The following is a 16,146-nucleotide window of genomic DNA, read 5'->3' on the forward strand; positions in this document are numbered from 1 at the left end:
CAAAACAGTTTTTGGCCAATCAAAAGGCAGGAGTTGAGGATCCAGACTATTGCGTTTATGAATTTACGGCTACAAGCGGTAATTATTACTATAATTTAGAGAAACATATCTTCGCGATCGAGGAGTTAGACAACAATGCCGTATGCTAAGTTCAGCCGGTGAGGGAAAAGTCCAACACGACTCGCGTCACTTGTTAAGGAATCAAAGTATCATGTTGTTCTGAACAGTAGTTATAAACACTATTTTTCATGGACCACACGTTTGCGGGCTAAAGGCCGGAGCGCGATCCAATAGATGAAGCTGACCGCCAAATTACAAATAGCCAAAATATAATGCAGCCAGGTTACCGTGATCCAGACCGGAAAGGCTAGGGCGATCCCACCCAAGGCCAGCGAGTGGCCAAGCATCATGACCGGCTCGATCAAAGCATTTACGCGACCCATATGCTGCGGAGGAACAAGCTCCGGCATCCAACTGCCAAGCGCGATATTAATGGGAGCTATGATGATTCCAGCCAACAATACAAACATAAAATAAACTTCAACCCGACCGGTAAAGCCTAGTCCGACGATAATCAGGCCGGATATGGAAAGACTGGCTATCAGGATCGGCGCTCTTGTGAATCGGCGGATCAAATGAGGGCCAAGGATGCTCCCCAGAAGAAAGCCAATGCCCAGAAAGACGGTTACGAGCGAAGAATGAACGACGTACTGATCGGGACTTAGCTTATATTTCATGGCAAAGATGGGGAGTACAGCAAACACGCCATTGACAATACCGAAGAACAAAAATCCGCTAAGCAGCACGAGAAGCAGCCGATTTCCCGCGATATAATGAAGGCCTTGCCCAAAATCCTTCAAGAGAAGCGATAACCGGAGTTCGCGAATTCGGCTTTTTCCGTTGGGAGTCCGCGTCTGTTCGGGAAAATCTCCCGAGGCAAGCAGCGCACCGGAGAGCAGGAAGCTTAGCCCATCGATCAGGATAGCGCCTTGAATACCGATGAAATGATAGGCGGCCGCTCCCAAACTCAAGCCGAAGAGCATAAATATCCCTGTAATCATCTGATTTAGTCCCGAGGCTTGCACGTACTGATTGGGATCGATACTTCCTTGCAGCAACCCCATTTCGGCGGGACCGAAAAATTTGGATATCGAACTGCGCAGAAAAAGAACCAGGAAGCAGAGGAAAAGCAAATCAAGGTGAACTGACAGCAGCAGGAGCAAGGTTAATCCCGCTCGGATCCAGTCGCTGTAGGCGGCAATACGCTTGCGGTCGAACCGGTCGGCGATAACGCCGACGATCCAGAACACCGCCAAGGTAGGTAGCGAATACATCAGTTCTGCCATAGTTGCCAACGACGGCTGTTCGCTGTATCGGTCCACCAAATAGTAAGCGAATGCCATGTTCCCGACCACCGATCCCAACTGGGAGGCAAATGTGGCAATAAACAGTTTGCAGAACGTCGGATTACGAAAAAGCGTGATCATTTGAATTCATCCCGGAGATCCGAATTTTCGCCAGGCAGCAGCATACTTTTTAAATATTGCAGGAGGGCTTTAAATTGCATTTCGCTATTCGTTTTCTCGACGCCTACGGCGATGGAATGGGTCATGATGCCTTCCTGATAAGCCGCGGCGATTCTGGAAATGTCCATAATTTCCATAACTGGAGAAAACTCTCCGCGCTCGACGCCGGTCCGAAGCAGATCCGCAAATTCCGAGATTCCCTTTTCATAGCGTTTCAGAAGCAACTTCCGGCGCGTTTCATCACGCCAACCGATCAGGAAGTATTCATAGAAGGCGGCCATCAAGCCGCCTGGGGGAGAACGGCGAAGCTCCGCGAGAAACTGGGCGTAAATCGATTGGATCACTTCCCATATGGATGGGGACGAAGCCGTAAGCTCTTCAATGAACCGTTCATGCTCCGCATCCAAATGATCCAAAAGAGCCTCGAAGATATCTTCTTTGGTTTGGTAATACAAGTAAATCCAACCTCGGCTCATGCCGGTCTCCTCGATAATATCCTTTAGCGTCACCGGACCGTAGCCCTTTTCGGAGAAAACCCGCTTGGCCGCGTGGAGGATTTGCAAACTCCTTTGCTCTTTTTTGTTGTCCGTCAGTTTTGGAGACATCTTCAGCACTTCCTTTCTGATCCTATAAAATGAATCGCCTGTCACTTTTATAATAATGACACGCGATTCATTTTTCAATATAAATTTACGGAATCAATAACCAATCTCTGACGGAGAGGTGAGGGAGAGCATAAAAGAACATTTATTTACTATTAATGATATTCTTGCACACACAATATCTTCATATATTCGCCTATTTTTAAGCTGATAGGGTAATAGTTATTGACTATGGGGGAGGACAGACCTAATATGAGGGGGAGTTTGGTACCAGTACATATTTTTAGGAGGTAGTTTTGTGAGAAAAAAGACTATGGTTTCTTTGGCTCTGATGCTCTCCGTCTTCATGTTGGTCTTTACTTCAATTCCTGCAATGGCTTCTGAGGTTCCTGCCGACAAGTATACCTATGCATTGTCCGGCGAAGTAGGCACTCAGTCGGATAAATTCGAACTTGAAGTCTATGATGACAACCAGGATTTCAGAGATATCCTTGCCGAAGAAAACTATAAAATCGTTCTCGTTAAAGACGGCGCGGAAATCAAATTTACGCCCAAAGAAAAAATGCCTGCTGTAGTACGTTACTATACTGCTGATGGAGCTTATGGCGGCTCTCTGTTCTGGACCATAGACGGTTCGGAACAAAGCGTTAGCGAAATCGAGGCGAATAAAACTGCGACCGCAAAACTTCACAAGAGTTATGGCGGCTTTACCGGTAATCTTTATTACGTATTTAGTTTTGGCGATGCGGATCAGACCAGTAAAATGATTTACCTGGTTTCCGGTGGCGGAGCCGCATCGACTCCGGATTCTGATGAACCAACCTCGGACCCGGTTGATTCGACTACACCCCCCGCTGCACCGACTTCAGACTCTGCTGTAAAACCGGCAGTAAAAACGGCACCGGCTACTCCTTCGGTTTCAAAGGTTTTAGTGAATGGCAAACAGGTTTCTTTTGAGGCATATAGCATAAACAATAATACCTATTTCAAGCTTCGCGATATTGCTATGGCCGTGAACGGAACCGCCAAGACCTTTGAAGTGGGCTGGGACGCCGAGCATAACGCCATAAGCCTGACATCGGATGAAGCTTATACCGCCCAAGGAGGAGAGCTGAAGGTATCCGCAAAGCCAACGGCCAAAAAGGCATCCTTATCGACTTCAAAAGTTTACCTGGATGATCAGGAGGTACAGCTCACTGCATATACCATTGATGGAAACAACTACTTCAAGCTTCGTGATCTCGCACAGGCCCTTGACATAACGATAGCATTTGATTCAAAAACAAATACGATCGGCATCGATGCAACTGAACAAGACAAATAAAAATACTGTGGTATCATGATGAACAAGTGATACTAATTTCCTCCAAGCCCGAGTGATTGCTATTCATTCGGGCTTGTTTGCGTCTGAATCGCCTGAATATCTATTTGTATACAACTTGGTGACATCTTGGTGAAACGTTCTCCACATCTCTGGTTTAAGATTGTGTTCAGGCAGGGATCTTCCAAAGCTAAAGTCCCTGTATCTCTATCAAGGAAACACGCGAGGAGGCAAAATGAGCAATCGCAGAGACCGCGAACGAAGTCACCGCAAAAGCGGAAAGCCCGTCAAAGGAGTCTATATTCTACTGATCTTATCCGTATTTTTATTAGGTATCAAATTGGCTTGGAGTTCGGGGACTTCCATTACAAAGTTTAGCCCTCAGCTGTCGGAGCAATCCGAACTCTATTTTGAACAATTAGCTCCGTATCACAATTCTCACTCTGAAGAATTCAAAGAGGTTCCGCCGAAATCGCTGAATCAGAATCAGCAACAAATCGAAAACAAGATTTATTTCAACGGTTCATCGAAGGACGGAAAGCAGGTGGCATTAACGTTCGACGACGGTCCGGATAGTATCGTTACCCCAAAAATCCTGGAGGTATTGAAGGAAAATCATATCAAGGCGACTTTTTTCATATTGGGAGAACAGGCCGAGGCCTATCCCGACATGGTTAGACGAATCGCAGAGGAAGGGCATGTGATCGGCAATCACTCCTGGTCTCATCCGAGATTCGATGACCTTTCAATGAATGAGGCGATGAAACAGGTCGAAGACACGCAAAAAGTGCTCGAAGACATGATCGGATATCGTCCTATCCTGTTTCGACCGCCTTATGGCGAGCTGGGCGAAGATAAACTGGACCGGATCAACCAAATGAATTTGGCGGTTGTCAACTGGTCGGTGGATACGATGGATTGGTCGGGGGTGTCCTCGAAGGAAATTATGAGGCTGGTCCGTAAGGAGTTAAGTCCCGGAGGGATCGTTCTGCAGCACACCGCCAATGGAAAAGACCATCTTTCAAACACCATCGAAGCGTTGAAGCAAATGATTCCGGAATTGAAAGAGGAGGGATACTCCTTCGTGACGGTTCTCGAACTGCTGCACTTGCCAGCTTCGCAGCCTGAATGATGCGACTAATGAAGGGAAAATAAAAAAAGAACCTGGGCAACTTTACCAGGTTCTTTTGTATTGCGCGCAAAAAGGCGCGATGATATAATCAAATCACGACTGTTTCTCGCCAAAATGGCATAAATATCTTATCCTACACTTTAATAATACCATGCCGGTGAGTTCCTGTCAAATGTTTTTCTCAAATTAATGGTTAGGAGAGATGTTGAATGGGTTCGTTGGTTCTCGGCCTCCAGGAAATCGAAAAAACGCTGCTTCCGCTCGTTGGCGGAAAAGGGTTAAATTTAGGGGAATTATCAAAAATCGAAGGCATACAAATACCCGAGGGATTTTGCGTGACAACCGCGGGATATCAACAAGCCATCGAACAAAACGAAACGTATCATGCTTTGTTGGGTCAACTAACCAAGCTAAAAGCGGAAGATCGAGATCAAATTGGCGAAATCGGCGGGAAGATTCGGCAAACCATTTTGGAAGCAGAAATTCCTTCCGATGTTGTGAAAGCAGTGACTCATTATCTCTCCCGGTTTGGTGAAGAACTTGGCTTTGTCGTTCGTTCCAGCGCGACTGCCGAAGATTTGCCGCATGCCTCTTTTGCCGGTCAACAAGACACCTATTTAAATATCATCGGCGTCGATGCCATCTTGCAGCATATCCGCAAATGTTGGGCATCCCTGTTTACGGATCGCGCGGTCATCTACCGTGTGCAAAATGGATTCGACCACCGGCAGGTTTATTTATCCGTTATTGTGCAAAGGATGGTTTTCCCCCAGGCATCGGGAATTTTATTTACCGCCGATCCGATGACCGGAAACCGAAAGCTGCTATCCATCGATGCCGGTTTTGGGCTTGGGGAAGCGCTGGTGTCCGGCTTGGTATCCGCCGATGGTTATAAAGTACGGGAAGGGGAAATCGCCGAGAAGAGGATCGCAACCAAAACATTGGCGATCTATGGACGAAAAGAAGGGGGAACAGAGACAAGGCAGATCGATCCTGATCGGCAAAAGACGCAAACCCTTACGGATGAGCAAATTTTACGGCTGGCGGGCATCGGAAGACGGATCGAGGCTTATTTCGGCCAGCCGCAAGATATTGAATGGTGTTTGGCTGACGGCACTTTTTATATGGTCCAGAGCCGTCCGATCACGACTTTATACCCGATCCCTGAAGCGAAGACCCAAGAAAATCACGTCTATCTCTCTGTCGGTCATCAACAAATGATGACAGATCCCATCAAACCATTGGGATTGTCTTTTTACCTGCTAATTACTCCTGCACCTATGCGTATAGCCGGCGGGAGGTTGTTTGTTGATGTTGCACCCAGGCTGGCTACATCTGTCGGCCGGGAAGCTTTATTAAACACCCTGGGATCCGATCCGCTCATCAAAGGGGCACTCATGACCCTAATCGAACGAGATTTTATTAAATTGTTACCAAATGAACAAACAGCACCGGTTCTGAGCAGAAGTCATACAGATATGCTGGCACAATTCGAGAACGATCCGACCATCGTTTCCGATTTGATTAAGCGTTGTCAAGCCTCGATAGAAGAGTTAAAACAAAACATCCAAGCGAAATCGGGAGCGGATTTGTTTGATTTTATCCTGGAGGATATCCAGCAGCAATTAAAGAAGATCTTATTTGATCCGCAAAGCACGGCTGTGTTTATGTCTGCTATGGAGGCTTCATCATGGATCAATGAAAACATGTACAAATGGTTGGGCGAAAAAAACGCGGCAGATACGCTTTCTCAATCTGTACCGGGCAATATTACTTCGGAAATGGGTCTGGCGCTATTGGATGTCGCGGATGTGATTCGCCCTTATCCGGAAGTCATTGATTATTTACAACATGCAAAAGAGGATAATTTTTTGGATGAGCTGGTTAAGTTTAAGGGCGGACAGGAAACCCGTGACGCGATCCATGATTTTCTCGGCAAATACGGAATGCGGTGTACCGGGGAAATCGATATTACGAGAACCAGGTGGAGCGAAAAACCAATCACACTTGTCCCGTTGATTCTGGGCAACATCAAAAACTTGGAGCCTCATGCCAGCCGTCGGAAATTTGAACAAGGGCGGCAGGAAGCTTTGGCAAAAGAACAAGAATTATTGGATCGATTGAAGCCATTGCCGGACGGCGAACAAAAGGCTAAAGAAACCAAACGAATGATCGATCTAATTCGGAATTTCATTGGGTATAGGGAGTATCCCAAATACGGTTATGTTAGCCGCTACTTCGTTTATAAGCAGGCTTTGCTGAAAGAAGCCGAACAACTCATGCTAGCGGGCGTTATTCGTGAAGAAGAAGATATCTACTATCTGACGTTTGAGGAACTTCATGAAGTAGTACGCACCAATCAATTGGATTACCGGATCATCGGCAAACGAAAAGACGAGTATAAATTATTTGAAAAACTGACCCCGCCACGTGTGATCACGTCGGATGCAGAAATCATTACAGGAGAGTACAACCGAGAAACTCTCCCCGCCGAAGCGATTGCAGGTCTGCCCGTTTCTTCCGGAGTTATAGAGGGAAGGGCGCGTGTCATCTTAACCATGGAAGATGCCGATCTGGAAGAAGGGGATATCTTAGTCACCGCCTTTACCGACCCTAGCTGGACCCCCTTGTTTGTATCCATCAAAGGCTTGGTCACCGAAGTCGGGGGACTCATGACCCATGGAGCCGTTATTGCACGGGAATATGGCTTGCCGGCCGTTGTCGGGGTAGAGAATGCCACCAAACTCATCAAAGACGGGCAACGAATTCGTGTGCATGGAACGGAAGGGTATATTGAAATATTGTAGCTAAATGGCGAAGCCATCATGTAATCTGCGCAGGCAGTAAGCGTTCATGGCGAATTCGCGGAGCTCCTCGAGAATGATGTAGTTCGCCCATGCGCCAGCTCCGGTTCCGGCGCCTTCGGCAACCGCCATTTTTTGGTACAGGGCAAACAACTCTTTCGCTTCTTGATAGGCAGACTCCAGTTCCGGTGTGCACTGTACCGAACGGCTAGGCGTATATTCCGCGCCGAATAACGCCGTGCGCACGATCGATCGTATGGTGGTCGTCATGATGCTGTGTACCTTCGGGGGAATGTCCAGAATCGCATAGAAGGATGCCAGGTTCTGAGGCAAGGGATGGCAGCATGAATAAAATAATTGGGAAGCGTAAAATTTTCATTTCCATTAGTATATACGAAAGGGGAATGGAATAATGAAAAAACGGGTAATAACTCATGAAGCGCGTACGGACTAACACTAGAAAGGCGTGATCAAACGTGTATCAAAAATATTTAGCTTTCATGATGAAAATCTCGATTTTCGTCATGGTACTATCGCTTACAGCATGCTCAGGAGCAACTGAACCTTCCGTCAGCCCTGAAACTTCAACACCGGCTAATGAGGCGGTCACGGCTCCTGCGGCTGAGAACGAGAAAGCTCCCGAAGTGACGCGTCCCCAGATCGAAAATTTTGATATGATGACGGGCGAAGGGAACCAAACACTCACGGCCACGTTGCATCAAGGTGAAGACTTCTCCTTATACGTTTTCGAAAAGTTTGCATTCGACGCCGCCGAAGGACGTCTCTTTCTTAGCAGTAATCCGGAATACGAGGTCAAAATCGAATCGCTACCTGCAAATTATGATCTAGCGCAGCTTGAAACCGAAGGAAGAGAGGCATTGGAAAAGTTCGGCGAAGTATCCGATTTTAGTGGCGAGCTTGTCGAGCATCCCCTGGGTTCCGCTGAGCTCTATCTTCAATCCTCGAGCGGTGAAGGGATTAACGATTATATCGTATGGCTGTCAGAAACAGGTGACGCTTTCCTGTTCCGTCTTCACAATCCAAAAGGCGAGGAAGCTGCGGATTTTGCCGGTCCGGTCCTCGTCTCGTTATCAACGGTTCAAGTTGATTCATAATGGGCGAGGTTTTAGTGCCGAATGTCCGACTCCTCTTGCCTCCATAGTATCTATCAAAAGAGACACCTTAATCGGTGTCTCTTTTGATATTCATATTGTAGGTTTACCCACTAAAGTCAAGACAGTTAAGGAAAGGAATTTTATTATGTGGGTTGCTCAATTAGATCCTTTGAGGTTTGGTGGATTTCGGGATTGATACAAGCAACCCCTTTATAACTCAAATTAAGCGATAAAGGGGTTGCTTTATTTTTATATAATTTTTTTAACCAGCTGTTACTTGCCAGTCACTGGATCCGTATTAGGATCCCAGTTTGCAAGAGGATCCATCCGGAAACGCGTCAGCTTCATACTACTGATTTTCCAAACGCCGTTTATTTTTCTGTACGTTTCGCGGTATTGGCCATACCCGTTATGGCCTGGGTATGCATTCTCCGCATCAGGGAAGGTCAACAAATCCTCCATAGCCCAAACTGCCTCGGCATTTTCCTTGTCGATCATTTGAATTTCAGGCATATGTCCGTGGTGGACCGAAGGCGCTTTACCCACAAGGCCCGCTATCATTTTAGCAAATGCTTCCCCTCCTCCTGGATATTCAGCTCCGTCAGCTTCAATATGGGTATCCGTCGTAAAAAGAGCCGCAAAATCAGACCATTTCTTCTCATCGGTAAAACGGAAATAGCGCGCTTTTAATTGTCTGATCTGCTCCATGTCTTCCAAACGTTGATATTTTTCTTCAAGTTCAGCGACTTTCGCTGCTAGCTGTTGATCTGTGTATACTGACATTCTGATCACGTCCTTTATTAAAATGATTTAAAGTATGGTAATAATTCCTAATACCCACCATCAGCTGAAGTGCATATTGAAATAGGTCAATGGAACATTCGTTTTCTCATCCTAGACGTAGTTTCTTCCTTACTTGAATTTTTATGTGAATTGAAAACCATAGCCTTTACGTTATTCTTTCCCTAATGTAAATTACTTTCCGTGTACCTACATAATGATAACAACCTCTTCCCGTTTAGGTTGGTAATTGAAGATTCAATTGCCTCGAGCCCTACTATAACAGGTATAATTTCTTTTCAAAAGAAGGCATTTTTTTTATATATGCTTTAAAAATGTAAAGTCTTGATCCAGCTTTTAAGGAAGGGGAGGGATGCTGAATTTTATAAGGGTATGACTTCGAATGAACATAACTTTCATTTTCTAAAGCATATTAAAAAAAATATCCTTCTTATAATAAATATCATTACCTGCTATAGTTGGCCTCGAGGCACTATCTATTAGAAAAATAAGGGAGGATGAAGCATGAAAGTAGAAGTATGGACAGATATGGTATGTCCGTTTTGTTATATCGGCAAACGTCGTCTTGAAGCAGGATTAGAAAAGCTTGTCCATCCCGAGGCCGTGAACATGGTTTATCGAAGCTTCGAGCTGGATCCAGATATGGAGGTGAATCCCTCGGACGATGTTTACGGGTTGGCTGCTGCTAAACAGGGATCGACCCGAGAACATATGAAGGCCATGCAGGAGACGATTTCAAAACGTGCTGAACAGGTTGGTTTAAAATTCAACTACGATACAGCAAAGCCCACCAATACGTTTAACGCTCATCGCCTTCTGAAGTATGCTATGACGTTTGGCAAAGGGGATGATTTGTTGGAAAGGCTATATCAGGCCTATTTCACGGATTCTCTGCATCTGGGGGATGTGAATACCTTGGTGGATCTTGCTGTACAATCCGGTTTGGATCGCAGCGATACGGCTGCGATGCTGGAGAGCGACCAATATGGTGATGAGGTAAGGGCTGACGAGTTGGAAGCAAGTCGATTAGGGATACGAGGAGTGCCTTTTTTCGTGATCAACGATAAATATGCCATCTCCGGTGCACAACCCGCAGAGGTATTTGCGGAAGCGTTACAGCAAGCCTGGAAAGAGGAAAACCCGTTGATTCCATTTAAATCCTCCTCCCTCGATCCTGATGCTTCCCTATGTGAAGATGGTTCGTGCCAATTACCCAATAGCTCACACGACTGAAGATAACTAGAGTAAAGACAATTATATTAGAAAGCGGGAGAACAAATGGATGTCACTCTAAGAAAAAAAGAATTGTTAGAAACCTACTATTACCGTCATGCGACCAAAGAATTTGACCCGGACAAGAAAATCTCCGAAGATGATTTTCAATTTATTCTAGAGGCTGGCCGGTTATCTCCCAGCTCGGGGGGGAATGAGCCTTGGAAATTTGTTGTTGTACAAAGCCCCGAATTTAGAAAGGAATTAGCTCCGCATGTATCAGGAGGTGTGCGTCAGCTTCCTACATCAAGTCATTTCGTTTTGATATTAGCTCGAAAGAATCTTACCTTTGATTCTCCTTATTTGGTGGAACATCAAACTCAAGCCTTACAGATGCCTTTGGAGATATTTCAAAAAATGAAGCCTGCATATGGGCAATTTTATGAGGAGCTGCACTTGGATTCCGAAAGAGCTTTGTTAGACTGGGCCTCCAAATCGACCTATATTGCTCTGGGAAATATGACCACGGCTGCGGCGCATATTGGAATTGATTCATGCCCTATTGAAGGGTTCAACCTGGATGCCGTCAATGATCTTCTTCAGAAGAAAGGTTTGCTGGGAGACGATGAATATGGCTTAAGTGTCATGGTGGCCTTTGGATATCGCGTTCGGGAAGGGCGCCCTAAGAGAAGAAAGCCAGTTAACGAAATCGTACAGTATGTTTGATGGATTTAAGCTTTTCGTTCGTGAATAACGGAACCCCCGATTAATCAACGATTAATATGTATTAGCCGTCAAACGTTCAGCTAGTTTGACGGCTAAATCAAACAAATCCTTTAGGAAGTTTTTTGGACCGAAGAATCCCATTCGCTTTTCCATCGATTGATTTGTTCAAACACTACTGAAAATGCTTTGCCTTTTTCAGTAATGGAATATTCGACTGTTACGGGTACTGTCGGGAACACTTGACGTTTTATCATTTGTTGCTCTTCTAAATTTCTTAGAGTATCTGTTAACCCTTTTGTATTGACGTTATCTAAATTTCGTCGCAGCTGATTAAACCGCTGAGGCTGTTTTAGAAGTTCGGTTAGGACTAGAAAAGTCCATTTTCCTGAAAGAAATTGCAGAACTTCAGAAATGGATTCAATACAATGACTTTCAAACTCTACTTGTTCCATTGTTTATCAGCTCACTTTCTTTGTGTTATTCAGAATAAAAAATAAAGTTAGTTTCTTATTTAAAGCATATAAGAAAATGTTTGTAATGTCACTGGAAATATTATCCATTCGTTTATTGCTTGCATTGTTGCTTGTCGCAGGATTGTTGTTTGGGAGGTTTATTTATTTTGTCTACGGCATGGTTTTACTGATAGGTCCACGAGGATCCCCATGTAAACAATGAACCTAATGTTTTATTGAATTTTTGACTAATAGGAGTGAATTTAATGAGTACGTTCGTACTGGTACACGGATCGTGGCATGGTGCATTTTTTGCCGATTGTTCCGAAGAGGATTTCAAAAGCGCTTATGAAAAGCTTTGTTTAGAGCCGCTCATACCGTCGGTAACGCCTGTCCAACTGTCTGGCGAGAAATTCGGATCGGTACCTCGTGTATATATCGAAGGACTTAAAGATAGAGCAATTCCAATCCAATTACAACGTGGGATGTATTCGCAAACGCCTTGCGAACAAGTTATTACCTTGGATTCGGATCACTCGCCATTCTTTTCCCACCCGGAAGAATTGACTTCTCATTTGTTAAAGCTAACCCATTAAATAAACTAACGAACCTTAAGGAGAATGAAGATGAAAATGACTAACGACCACTTATCCGGAGCCGTCGTTACTTATGCCAAGGAACTTAAATGGTTCGACACAATGCCGGGAGAACAAATGGCTATTCGGATCCACAGCAACCAAGCGGGTGGAGCGGTAACCGTCATTGAAGCACGTGTACCGGCTTTGTCAGGACCTCCAAAGCACATTCATAAGGAAAGGGAAGAGATATTTGAAATTCTTGAAGGAACGTTTCTTTTCCAATGCGGGGACACAGAATTTGAGGCGACTCCCGGAACGAGCGTTGTGGTTCCTCGCGGCGTTCCTCATGCGTGGGCAAATGTTGGAACTGATACGGGCCGTATTCTTTTCACATTTGCTCCTGGAGGGATTGACGATTTCTTTCCTGAAATTAGCCGATATTCACTCGAGGAAATTGGAAAGATCGCTGAGCAATTTGACACTTGGATAATTGGGCCGCCCCTGGTTATGCAATCTTGAAAATTTAATAGTCTGATCCCAGGGGGGGGAATATTATGAAAGATGCATACAAACCTCTTTTTGAACCGCTTCGTTTAAAAAGCGGCAAAGAACTAAAAAATAGAATCGTTATGTCTCCAATGGGGCATTTAGGTTCGTTACCCGGCGGATTTATTTCCGAGGATGAATTAGCTTATTACGAGATGAGAGTTAAAGATGTTGGTATGGTCATTACATCGGCTACTACTATAAAAAAAGGGAGTCACTATCCGGGTTTGCCTGCAGCAGAAACAGACGAACATATCCCTGGACTGCGCAGGCTTAGCACTGTATTGAAATCATATGGAGCGGTTGCCGTTATGCAGTTATTCCATGAGGGTGCTAATGGAGCAGGTGAAGCGCCCAGTGCTGTTACAGCAGATAACTCCAATTTCCCGCTTCCGCGTGAATTATCGGATGGAGAAATTGAAGATATTATTAGGAAATTCGGAGATGCGGCAAGACGAGCCATTGAATCCGGTTTCGACGGAGTCGAAATTCATGGTGCTAACGGATTTCTGGTTCAGCAATTTACATCGCCTCATTACAATCGTCGTACTGATAGATGGGGCGGCACTTTAGAAAAACGTTTGGCTTTTCCACTCGCTGTAATAAGTGAAATCAAAAAAGTAGCGGCAGATAGCGGAAAGACGTTTATTATTGGTTATCGAATTTCACCGGAGGAAGCAGAATGGAATGGATTGACCATGGCGGATACCAAACAGAACGTTAATAGACTTGCAGATCAGGGGCTGGATTATATTCACGTTTCTCTTCATGATTTCTGGTCGAAGCCGCGTCGGGGTACTGATGATACCCGATCCAGGATAGAGATTCTTAAAGATGTCGTTGGAGAACGTACTGCTCTCATTGGCGTGGGTGAAATTAGAACTCCTGAAGATGCCGTCGAGGCTTTGTCTACCAGTATAGAACTCATTGCAATCGCAAGAGGTTTGCTTTTAGATCCACTGTGGGTTGAAAAGGTACGCGAAGATAAAGAAAACTTTATCAAGAAAAAATTGCACAGGGGCGATAACTCGGAACTGATGCTTCCTGAGGCCTTATGGGACATGATTGAAAATTATATTCCGTATGAGAATTAATCGTATATCAGGCAGCAGGTTCTTAGAGTATTGATAAAAGCTCGGGAGCCTCTGCCCAATTTTATCCCTTTCAATCAAAACAATTACGAATAACGAGAAACTCTAAAAAAGCCATTTGTCGCATTGTTTGAAAACAAAGCAGTAGGTTGTATTACAGCGGTACAAACAATGGCATATTGATTTGGGGTTGTTTTGTGTCATGGAGCAATCTTTGATAGATTATGATCTAGAGATATTTCCTGCAGTCTGTTAAATCCAATGTTAAATTTGTTAAAAGAGGGTTGAACGATGAGCGATAAAATACTTGTTGTGGACGATGAACGCGAAATTGCCGATTTGGTTGAGCTATACTTGAAAAACGAGAATTATACGGTTTTCAAATTCTATACTGCCAAAGAAGCGTTGGAATGCATCGACAAGACCGAGCTTGACCTTGCCATACTGGATATCATGCTTCCCGATTCGAGTGGCCTTACGATCTGCCAAAAGATACGGGACAAGCATACCTATCCGATTATCATGCTGACCGCGAAAGATACGGAGGTAGATCAAATTACAGGGTTAACCATCGGCGCGGACGATTATATAACGAAGCCCTTTCGCCCGCTGGAGTTAGTTGCGCGGGTCAAGGCGCAATTGCGCCGATACAAAAAATACAATGGAGTAACGGAGCGGTACGAAGATGTTATCGTCCACTCCGGCCTTATAATAAATAAAAACACGCATGAGTGTTTTCTGAACGAGAAGCAGTTATCCCTTACTCCCACCGAGTTTTCACTCCTGCGCATCCTCTGTGAAAACAAGGGGAATGTGGTTAGCTCCGAGCAGTTATTTCATGAGATATGGGGCGACGAATATTTCAGCAAGAGCAACAACACCATCACCGTGCATATCCGGCATCTACGCGAGAAAATGAACGACACCCTTGATAATCCGAAGTATATAAAAACGGTATGGGGGGTTGGCTACAAAATTGAAAAATAAGAATAAAAAAACCGATTATTCCAAACTAAAACGAAAACTCTACCAGTATATCGTTGTGGTTGTTATGGCAGCCGTTGTATTCGTGTTGTTTTTGCGTTTATTTATCAGGGGGACACTTGGGGAGTGGATCGTACGTTTTTTGGAAAACAGTTATAACCTGGAGCGTCAGGACGCGATGATCATATATCAGTATACGATACGGAACAATATAGAAATCTTTATTTATGTGGCGATTGCCATTAGTATTCTTATTCTATGCCGCGTCATGCTTTCAAAATTTGCAAAATACTTTGACGAGATCAATACCGGCATTGATATACTTATTCAGAACGAAGATAAACCCATTGAACTTTCTGCGGAAATGGAGTTCATGGAACAGAAGCTGGGCACATTAAAACGGACTCTGGAAAAGCGAGAGCAGGATGCAAAGCTGGCCGAACAAAGAAAAAATGACGTTGTTATGTACTTGGCGCACGATATTAAAACGCCCCTTACATCCGTTATCGGTTATCTGAGCCTGCTTGACGAGGCGCCGGACATGCCGGTAGAGCAAAAGGCGAAGTATGTGCATATTACGCTGGGCAAAGCGTATCGCCTCGAACAGCTAATCGACGAGTTTTTTGAGATTACGCGATATAACCTCCAAACGATAACGCTCACGAAAAAGCACATAGACCTATACTATATGCTGGTGCAGATGACCGATGAATTTTATCCGCAGCTTGCCATGAATGGAAAACAGGCGGTTATCCATGCTTCCGAGGATTTGACCGTATTCGGCGACCCCGATAAGCTGGCAAGGGTCTTTAACAACATTTTGAAAAACGCCGCTGCATACAGCGAGAAGGGCAGCGTCATTGACATTACGGCGGGCCTCTCCGGGGATAGGGTGTCCATCGTTTTCAAGAACGCCGGAAGCATTCCCAAAGATAAGCTCGCTGCCATATTTGAAAAGTTTTACAGGCTGGACGATGCCCGTTCTTCCGATACGGGCGGCGCGGGACTTGGACTCGCGATTGCCAAAGAAATCATTGTTCAGCATGGCGGGCAGATTTACGCGGATAGCAGTGATAACTGCACGACGTTCACGGTAGAGCTTCCGGCCTTGCCGGACTTGGGTGATACAAGGAGTTCCTAAAATCCCCCCACAAAGTGGGGCTTTACTTCGAAGCTTACTCAGGTACTTTGCGGGGACCCCGGGAACTAATATTCGTTTCTTAGGAAAATCTCAAGGTTATCTTTACTTTTTCTTA

Annotated in this window: 16 protein-coding genes; 11 read left to right on the forward strand and 5 right to left on the reverse strand. The window is 45.0% G+C overall.

Annotation, left to right across the window (positions count from 1 at the left end):
- Positions 1 to 239: 239 nt before the first annotated feature.
- Together ACQ4N8_RS08220 and ACQ4N8_RS08225 are read right to left on the reverse strand one after the other, a co-directional pair.
- A complete protein-coding gene (locus ACQ4N8_RS08220) occupies positions 240 to 1,487 on the reverse strand; it encodes an MFS transporter (protein WP_430703857.1) in 1,248 nt (415 codons plus the stop codon).
- Positions 1,484 to 2,131, reverse strand: coding sequence for a TetR family transcriptional regulator (locus ACQ4N8_RS08225; RefSeq protein ID WP_430703858.1), 648 nt, complete (start codon positions 2,129 to 2,131; stop codon positions 1,484 to 1,486). Before ACQ4N8_RS08225 ends, ACQ4N8_RS08220 begins: the two co-directional genes overlap by 4 nt.
- 295 nt (positions 2,132 to 2,426) lie before the next feature.
- Here ACQ4N8_RS08225 and ACQ4N8_RS08230 point away from each other — a divergent pair, with 295 nt between their 5' ends.
- The 3 genes from ACQ4N8_RS08230 to ppsA all read left to right on the forward strand — a co-directional run bounded on the left by ACQ4N8_RS08230 (position 2,427) and on the right by ppsA (position 7,388).
- Positions 2,427 to 3,452: a stalk domain-containing protein gene (locus ACQ4N8_RS08230; protein WP_430703859.1), complete on the forward strand. Its 1,026-nt coding sequence runs from the start codon at positions 2,427 to 2,429 to the stop codon at positions 3,450 to 3,452.
- A 232-nt stretch (positions 3,453 to 3,684) separates the two neighbouring features.
- Positions 3,685 to 4,581 (forward strand): polysaccharide deacetylase family protein, encoded by an 897-nt coding sequence (locus ACQ4N8_RS08235; protein WP_430703860.1) that lies wholly within the window; start codon positions 3,685 to 3,687, stop codon positions 4,579 to 4,581.
- 209 nt (positions 4,582 to 4,790) lie between these two features.
- Complete coding sequence (gene ppsA, locus ACQ4N8_RS08240) at positions 4,791 to 7,388, forward strand: phosphoenolpyruvate synthase (RefSeq protein ID WP_430703861.1); 2,598 nt, start codon at positions 4,791 to 4,793, stop codon at positions 7,386 to 7,388.
- Here ppsA and ACQ4N8_RS08245 read toward each other — a convergent pair whose 3' ends face one another.
- Positions 7,389 to 7,718, reverse strand: coding sequence for an EcsC family protein (locus tag ACQ4N8_RS08245; protein ID WP_430703862.1), 330 nt, complete (start codon positions 7,716 to 7,718; stop codon positions 7,389 to 7,391). It lies immediately after the preceding gene.
- 143 nt (positions 7,719 to 7,861) lie between these two features.
- Here ACQ4N8_RS08245 and ACQ4N8_RS08250 point away from each other — a divergent pair, with 143 nt between their 5' ends.
- Positions 7,862 to 8,500: a hypothetical protein gene (locus ACQ4N8_RS08250; RefSeq protein ID WP_430703863.1), complete on the forward strand. Its 639-nt coding sequence runs from the start codon at positions 7,862 to 7,864 to the stop codon at positions 8,498 to 8,500.
- A gap of 273 nt (positions 8,501 to 8,773) precedes the next feature.
- On the opposite strand, the gene ACQ4N8_RS08255 is transcribed toward ACQ4N8_RS08250, so the two are convergent.
- Positions 8,774 to 9,283: a nuclear transport factor 2 family protein gene (locus ACQ4N8_RS08255; protein ID WP_430703864.1), complete on the reverse strand. Its 510-nt coding sequence runs from the start codon at positions 9,281 to 9,283 to the stop codon at positions 8,774 to 8,776.
- A 522-nt stretch (positions 9,284 to 9,805) separates the two neighbouring features.
- Here ACQ4N8_RS08255 and ACQ4N8_RS08260 point away from each other — a divergent pair.
- Together ACQ4N8_RS08260 and ACQ4N8_RS08265 are read left to right on the forward strand one after the other, a co-directional pair.
- Complete coding sequence (locus ACQ4N8_RS08260) at positions 9,806 to 10,534, forward strand: DsbA family oxidoreductase (RefSeq protein ID WP_430703865.1); 729 nt, start codon at positions 9,806 to 9,808, stop codon at positions 10,532 to 10,534.
- Between the two features lie 45 nt (positions 10,535 to 10,579).
- A complete protein-coding gene (locus ACQ4N8_RS08265) occupies positions 10,580 to 11,239 on the forward strand; it encodes an NAD(P)H-dependent oxidoreductase (RefSeq protein ID WP_430703866.1) in 660 nt (219 codons plus the stop codon).
- A 110-nt stretch (positions 11,240 to 11,349) separates the two neighbouring features.
- On the opposite strand, the gene ACQ4N8_RS08270 is transcribed toward ACQ4N8_RS08265, so the two are convergent.
- A complete protein-coding gene (locus tag ACQ4N8_RS08270) occupies positions 11,350 to 11,691 on the reverse strand; it encodes a winged helix-turn-helix transcriptional regulator (protein WP_430703867.1) in 342 nt (113 codons plus the stop codon).
- Positions 11,692 to 11,957: 266 nt separating this feature from the next.
- Here ACQ4N8_RS08270 and ACQ4N8_RS08275 point away from each other — a divergent pair, with 266 nt between their 5' ends.
- The 5 genes from ACQ4N8_RS08275 (at position 11,958) to vanS (ending at position 16,031) form a co-directional block, all read left to right on the forward strand.
- Positions 11,958 to 12,287, forward strand: a complete 330-nt coding sequence (locus tag ACQ4N8_RS08275; protein ID WP_430703868.1) for a hypothetical protein — start codon at positions 11,958 to 11,960, stop codon at positions 12,285 to 12,287.
- 30 nt (positions 12,288 to 12,317) lie between these two features.
- Complete coding sequence (locus ACQ4N8_RS08280) at positions 12,318 to 12,788, forward strand: cupin domain-containing protein (protein ID WP_430703869.1); 471 nt, start codon at positions 12,318 to 12,320, stop codon at positions 12,786 to 12,788.
- A gap of 35 nt (positions 12,789 to 12,823) precedes the next feature.
- Positions 12,824 to 13,909: an NADH-dependent flavin oxidoreductase gene (locus ACQ4N8_RS08285; protein ID WP_430703870.1), complete on the forward strand. Its 1,086-nt coding sequence runs from the start codon at positions 12,824 to 12,826 to the stop codon at positions 13,907 to 13,909.
- A 288-nt stretch (positions 13,910 to 14,197) separates the two neighbouring features.
- Positions 14,198 to 14,893 carry a vancomycin resistance response regulator transcription factor VanR-A gene (gene vanR-A / locus ACQ4N8_RS08290; RefSeq protein ID WP_430703871.1) on the forward strand — a complete coding sequence of 232 codons (696 nt, stop codon included), beginning with the start codon at positions 14,198 to 14,200 and terminating at the stop codon, positions 14,891 to 14,893.
- Entirely contained in the window at positions 14,883 to 16,031 is a 1,149-nt protein-coding gene (gene vanS / locus ACQ4N8_RS08295; protein ID WP_430703872.1) for a vancomycin resistance histidine kinase VanS, read from the forward strand. Before vanR-A ends, vanS begins: the two co-directional genes overlap by 11 nt.
- Positions 16,032 to 16,146 lie beyond the last annotated feature (115 nt).

The organism is Paenibacillus macerans, assembly GCF_050565405.1.
Lineage (GTDB): Bacteria > Bacillota > Bacilli > Paenibacillales > Paenibacillaceae > Fontibacillus > Fontibacillus macerans_B.

What these genes read in the sequence shown, in the direction of transcription:
- ACQ4N8_RS08270 (WP_430703867.1), bottom strand. Translation starts at nt 11,691, where the DNA reads ATGGAACAAGTAGAGTTTGAAAGTCATTGTATTGAATCCATTTCTGAA.
- ppsA (WP_430703861.1), top strand. Translation starts at nt 4,791, where the DNA reads ATGGGTTCGTTGGTTCTCGGCCTCCAGGAAATCGAAAAAACGCTGCTT.
- vanR-A (WP_430703871.1), top strand. Translation starts at nt 14,198, where the DNA reads ATGAGCGATAAAATACTTGTTGTGGACGATGAACGCGAAATTGCCGAT.
- ACQ4N8_RS08225 (WP_430703858.1), bottom strand. Translation starts at nt 2,131, where the DNA reads ATGTCTCCAAAACTGACGGACAACAAAAAAGAGCAAAGGAGTTTGCAA.
- ACQ4N8_RS08285 (WP_430703870.1), top strand. Translation starts at nt 12,824, where the DNA reads ATGAAAGATGCATACAAACCTCTTTTTGAACCGCTTCGTTTAAAAAGC.
- ACQ4N8_RS08280 (WP_430703869.1), top strand. Translation starts at nt 12,318, where the DNA reads ATGAAAATGACTAACGACCACTTATCCGGAGCCGTCGTTACTTATGCC.
- ACQ4N8_RS08255 (WP_430703864.1), bottom strand. Translation starts at nt 9,283, where the DNA reads ATGTCAGTATACACAGATCAACAGCTAGCAGCGAAAGTCGCTGAACTT.
- ACQ4N8_RS08235 (WP_430703860.1), top strand. Translation starts at nt 3,685, where the DNA reads ATGAGCAATCGCAGAGACCGCGAACGAAGTCACCGCAAAAGCGGAAAG.
- ACQ4N8_RS08260 (WP_430703865.1), top strand. Translation starts at nt 9,806, where the DNA reads ATGAAAGTAGAAGTATGGACAGATATGGTATGTCCGTTTTGTTATATC.
- ACQ4N8_RS08220 (WP_430703857.1), bottom strand. Translation starts at nt 1,487, where the DNA reads ATGATCACGCTTTTTCGTAATCCGACGTTCTGCAAACTGTTTATTGCC.
- ACQ4N8_RS08275 (WP_430703868.1), top strand. Translation starts at nt 11,958, where the DNA reads ATGAGTACGTTCGTACTGGTACACGGATCGTGGCATGGTGCATTTTTT.
- ACQ4N8_RS08265 (WP_430703866.1), top strand. Translation starts at nt 10,580, where the DNA reads ATGGATGTCACTCTAAGAAAAAAAGAATTGTTAGAAACCTACTATTAC.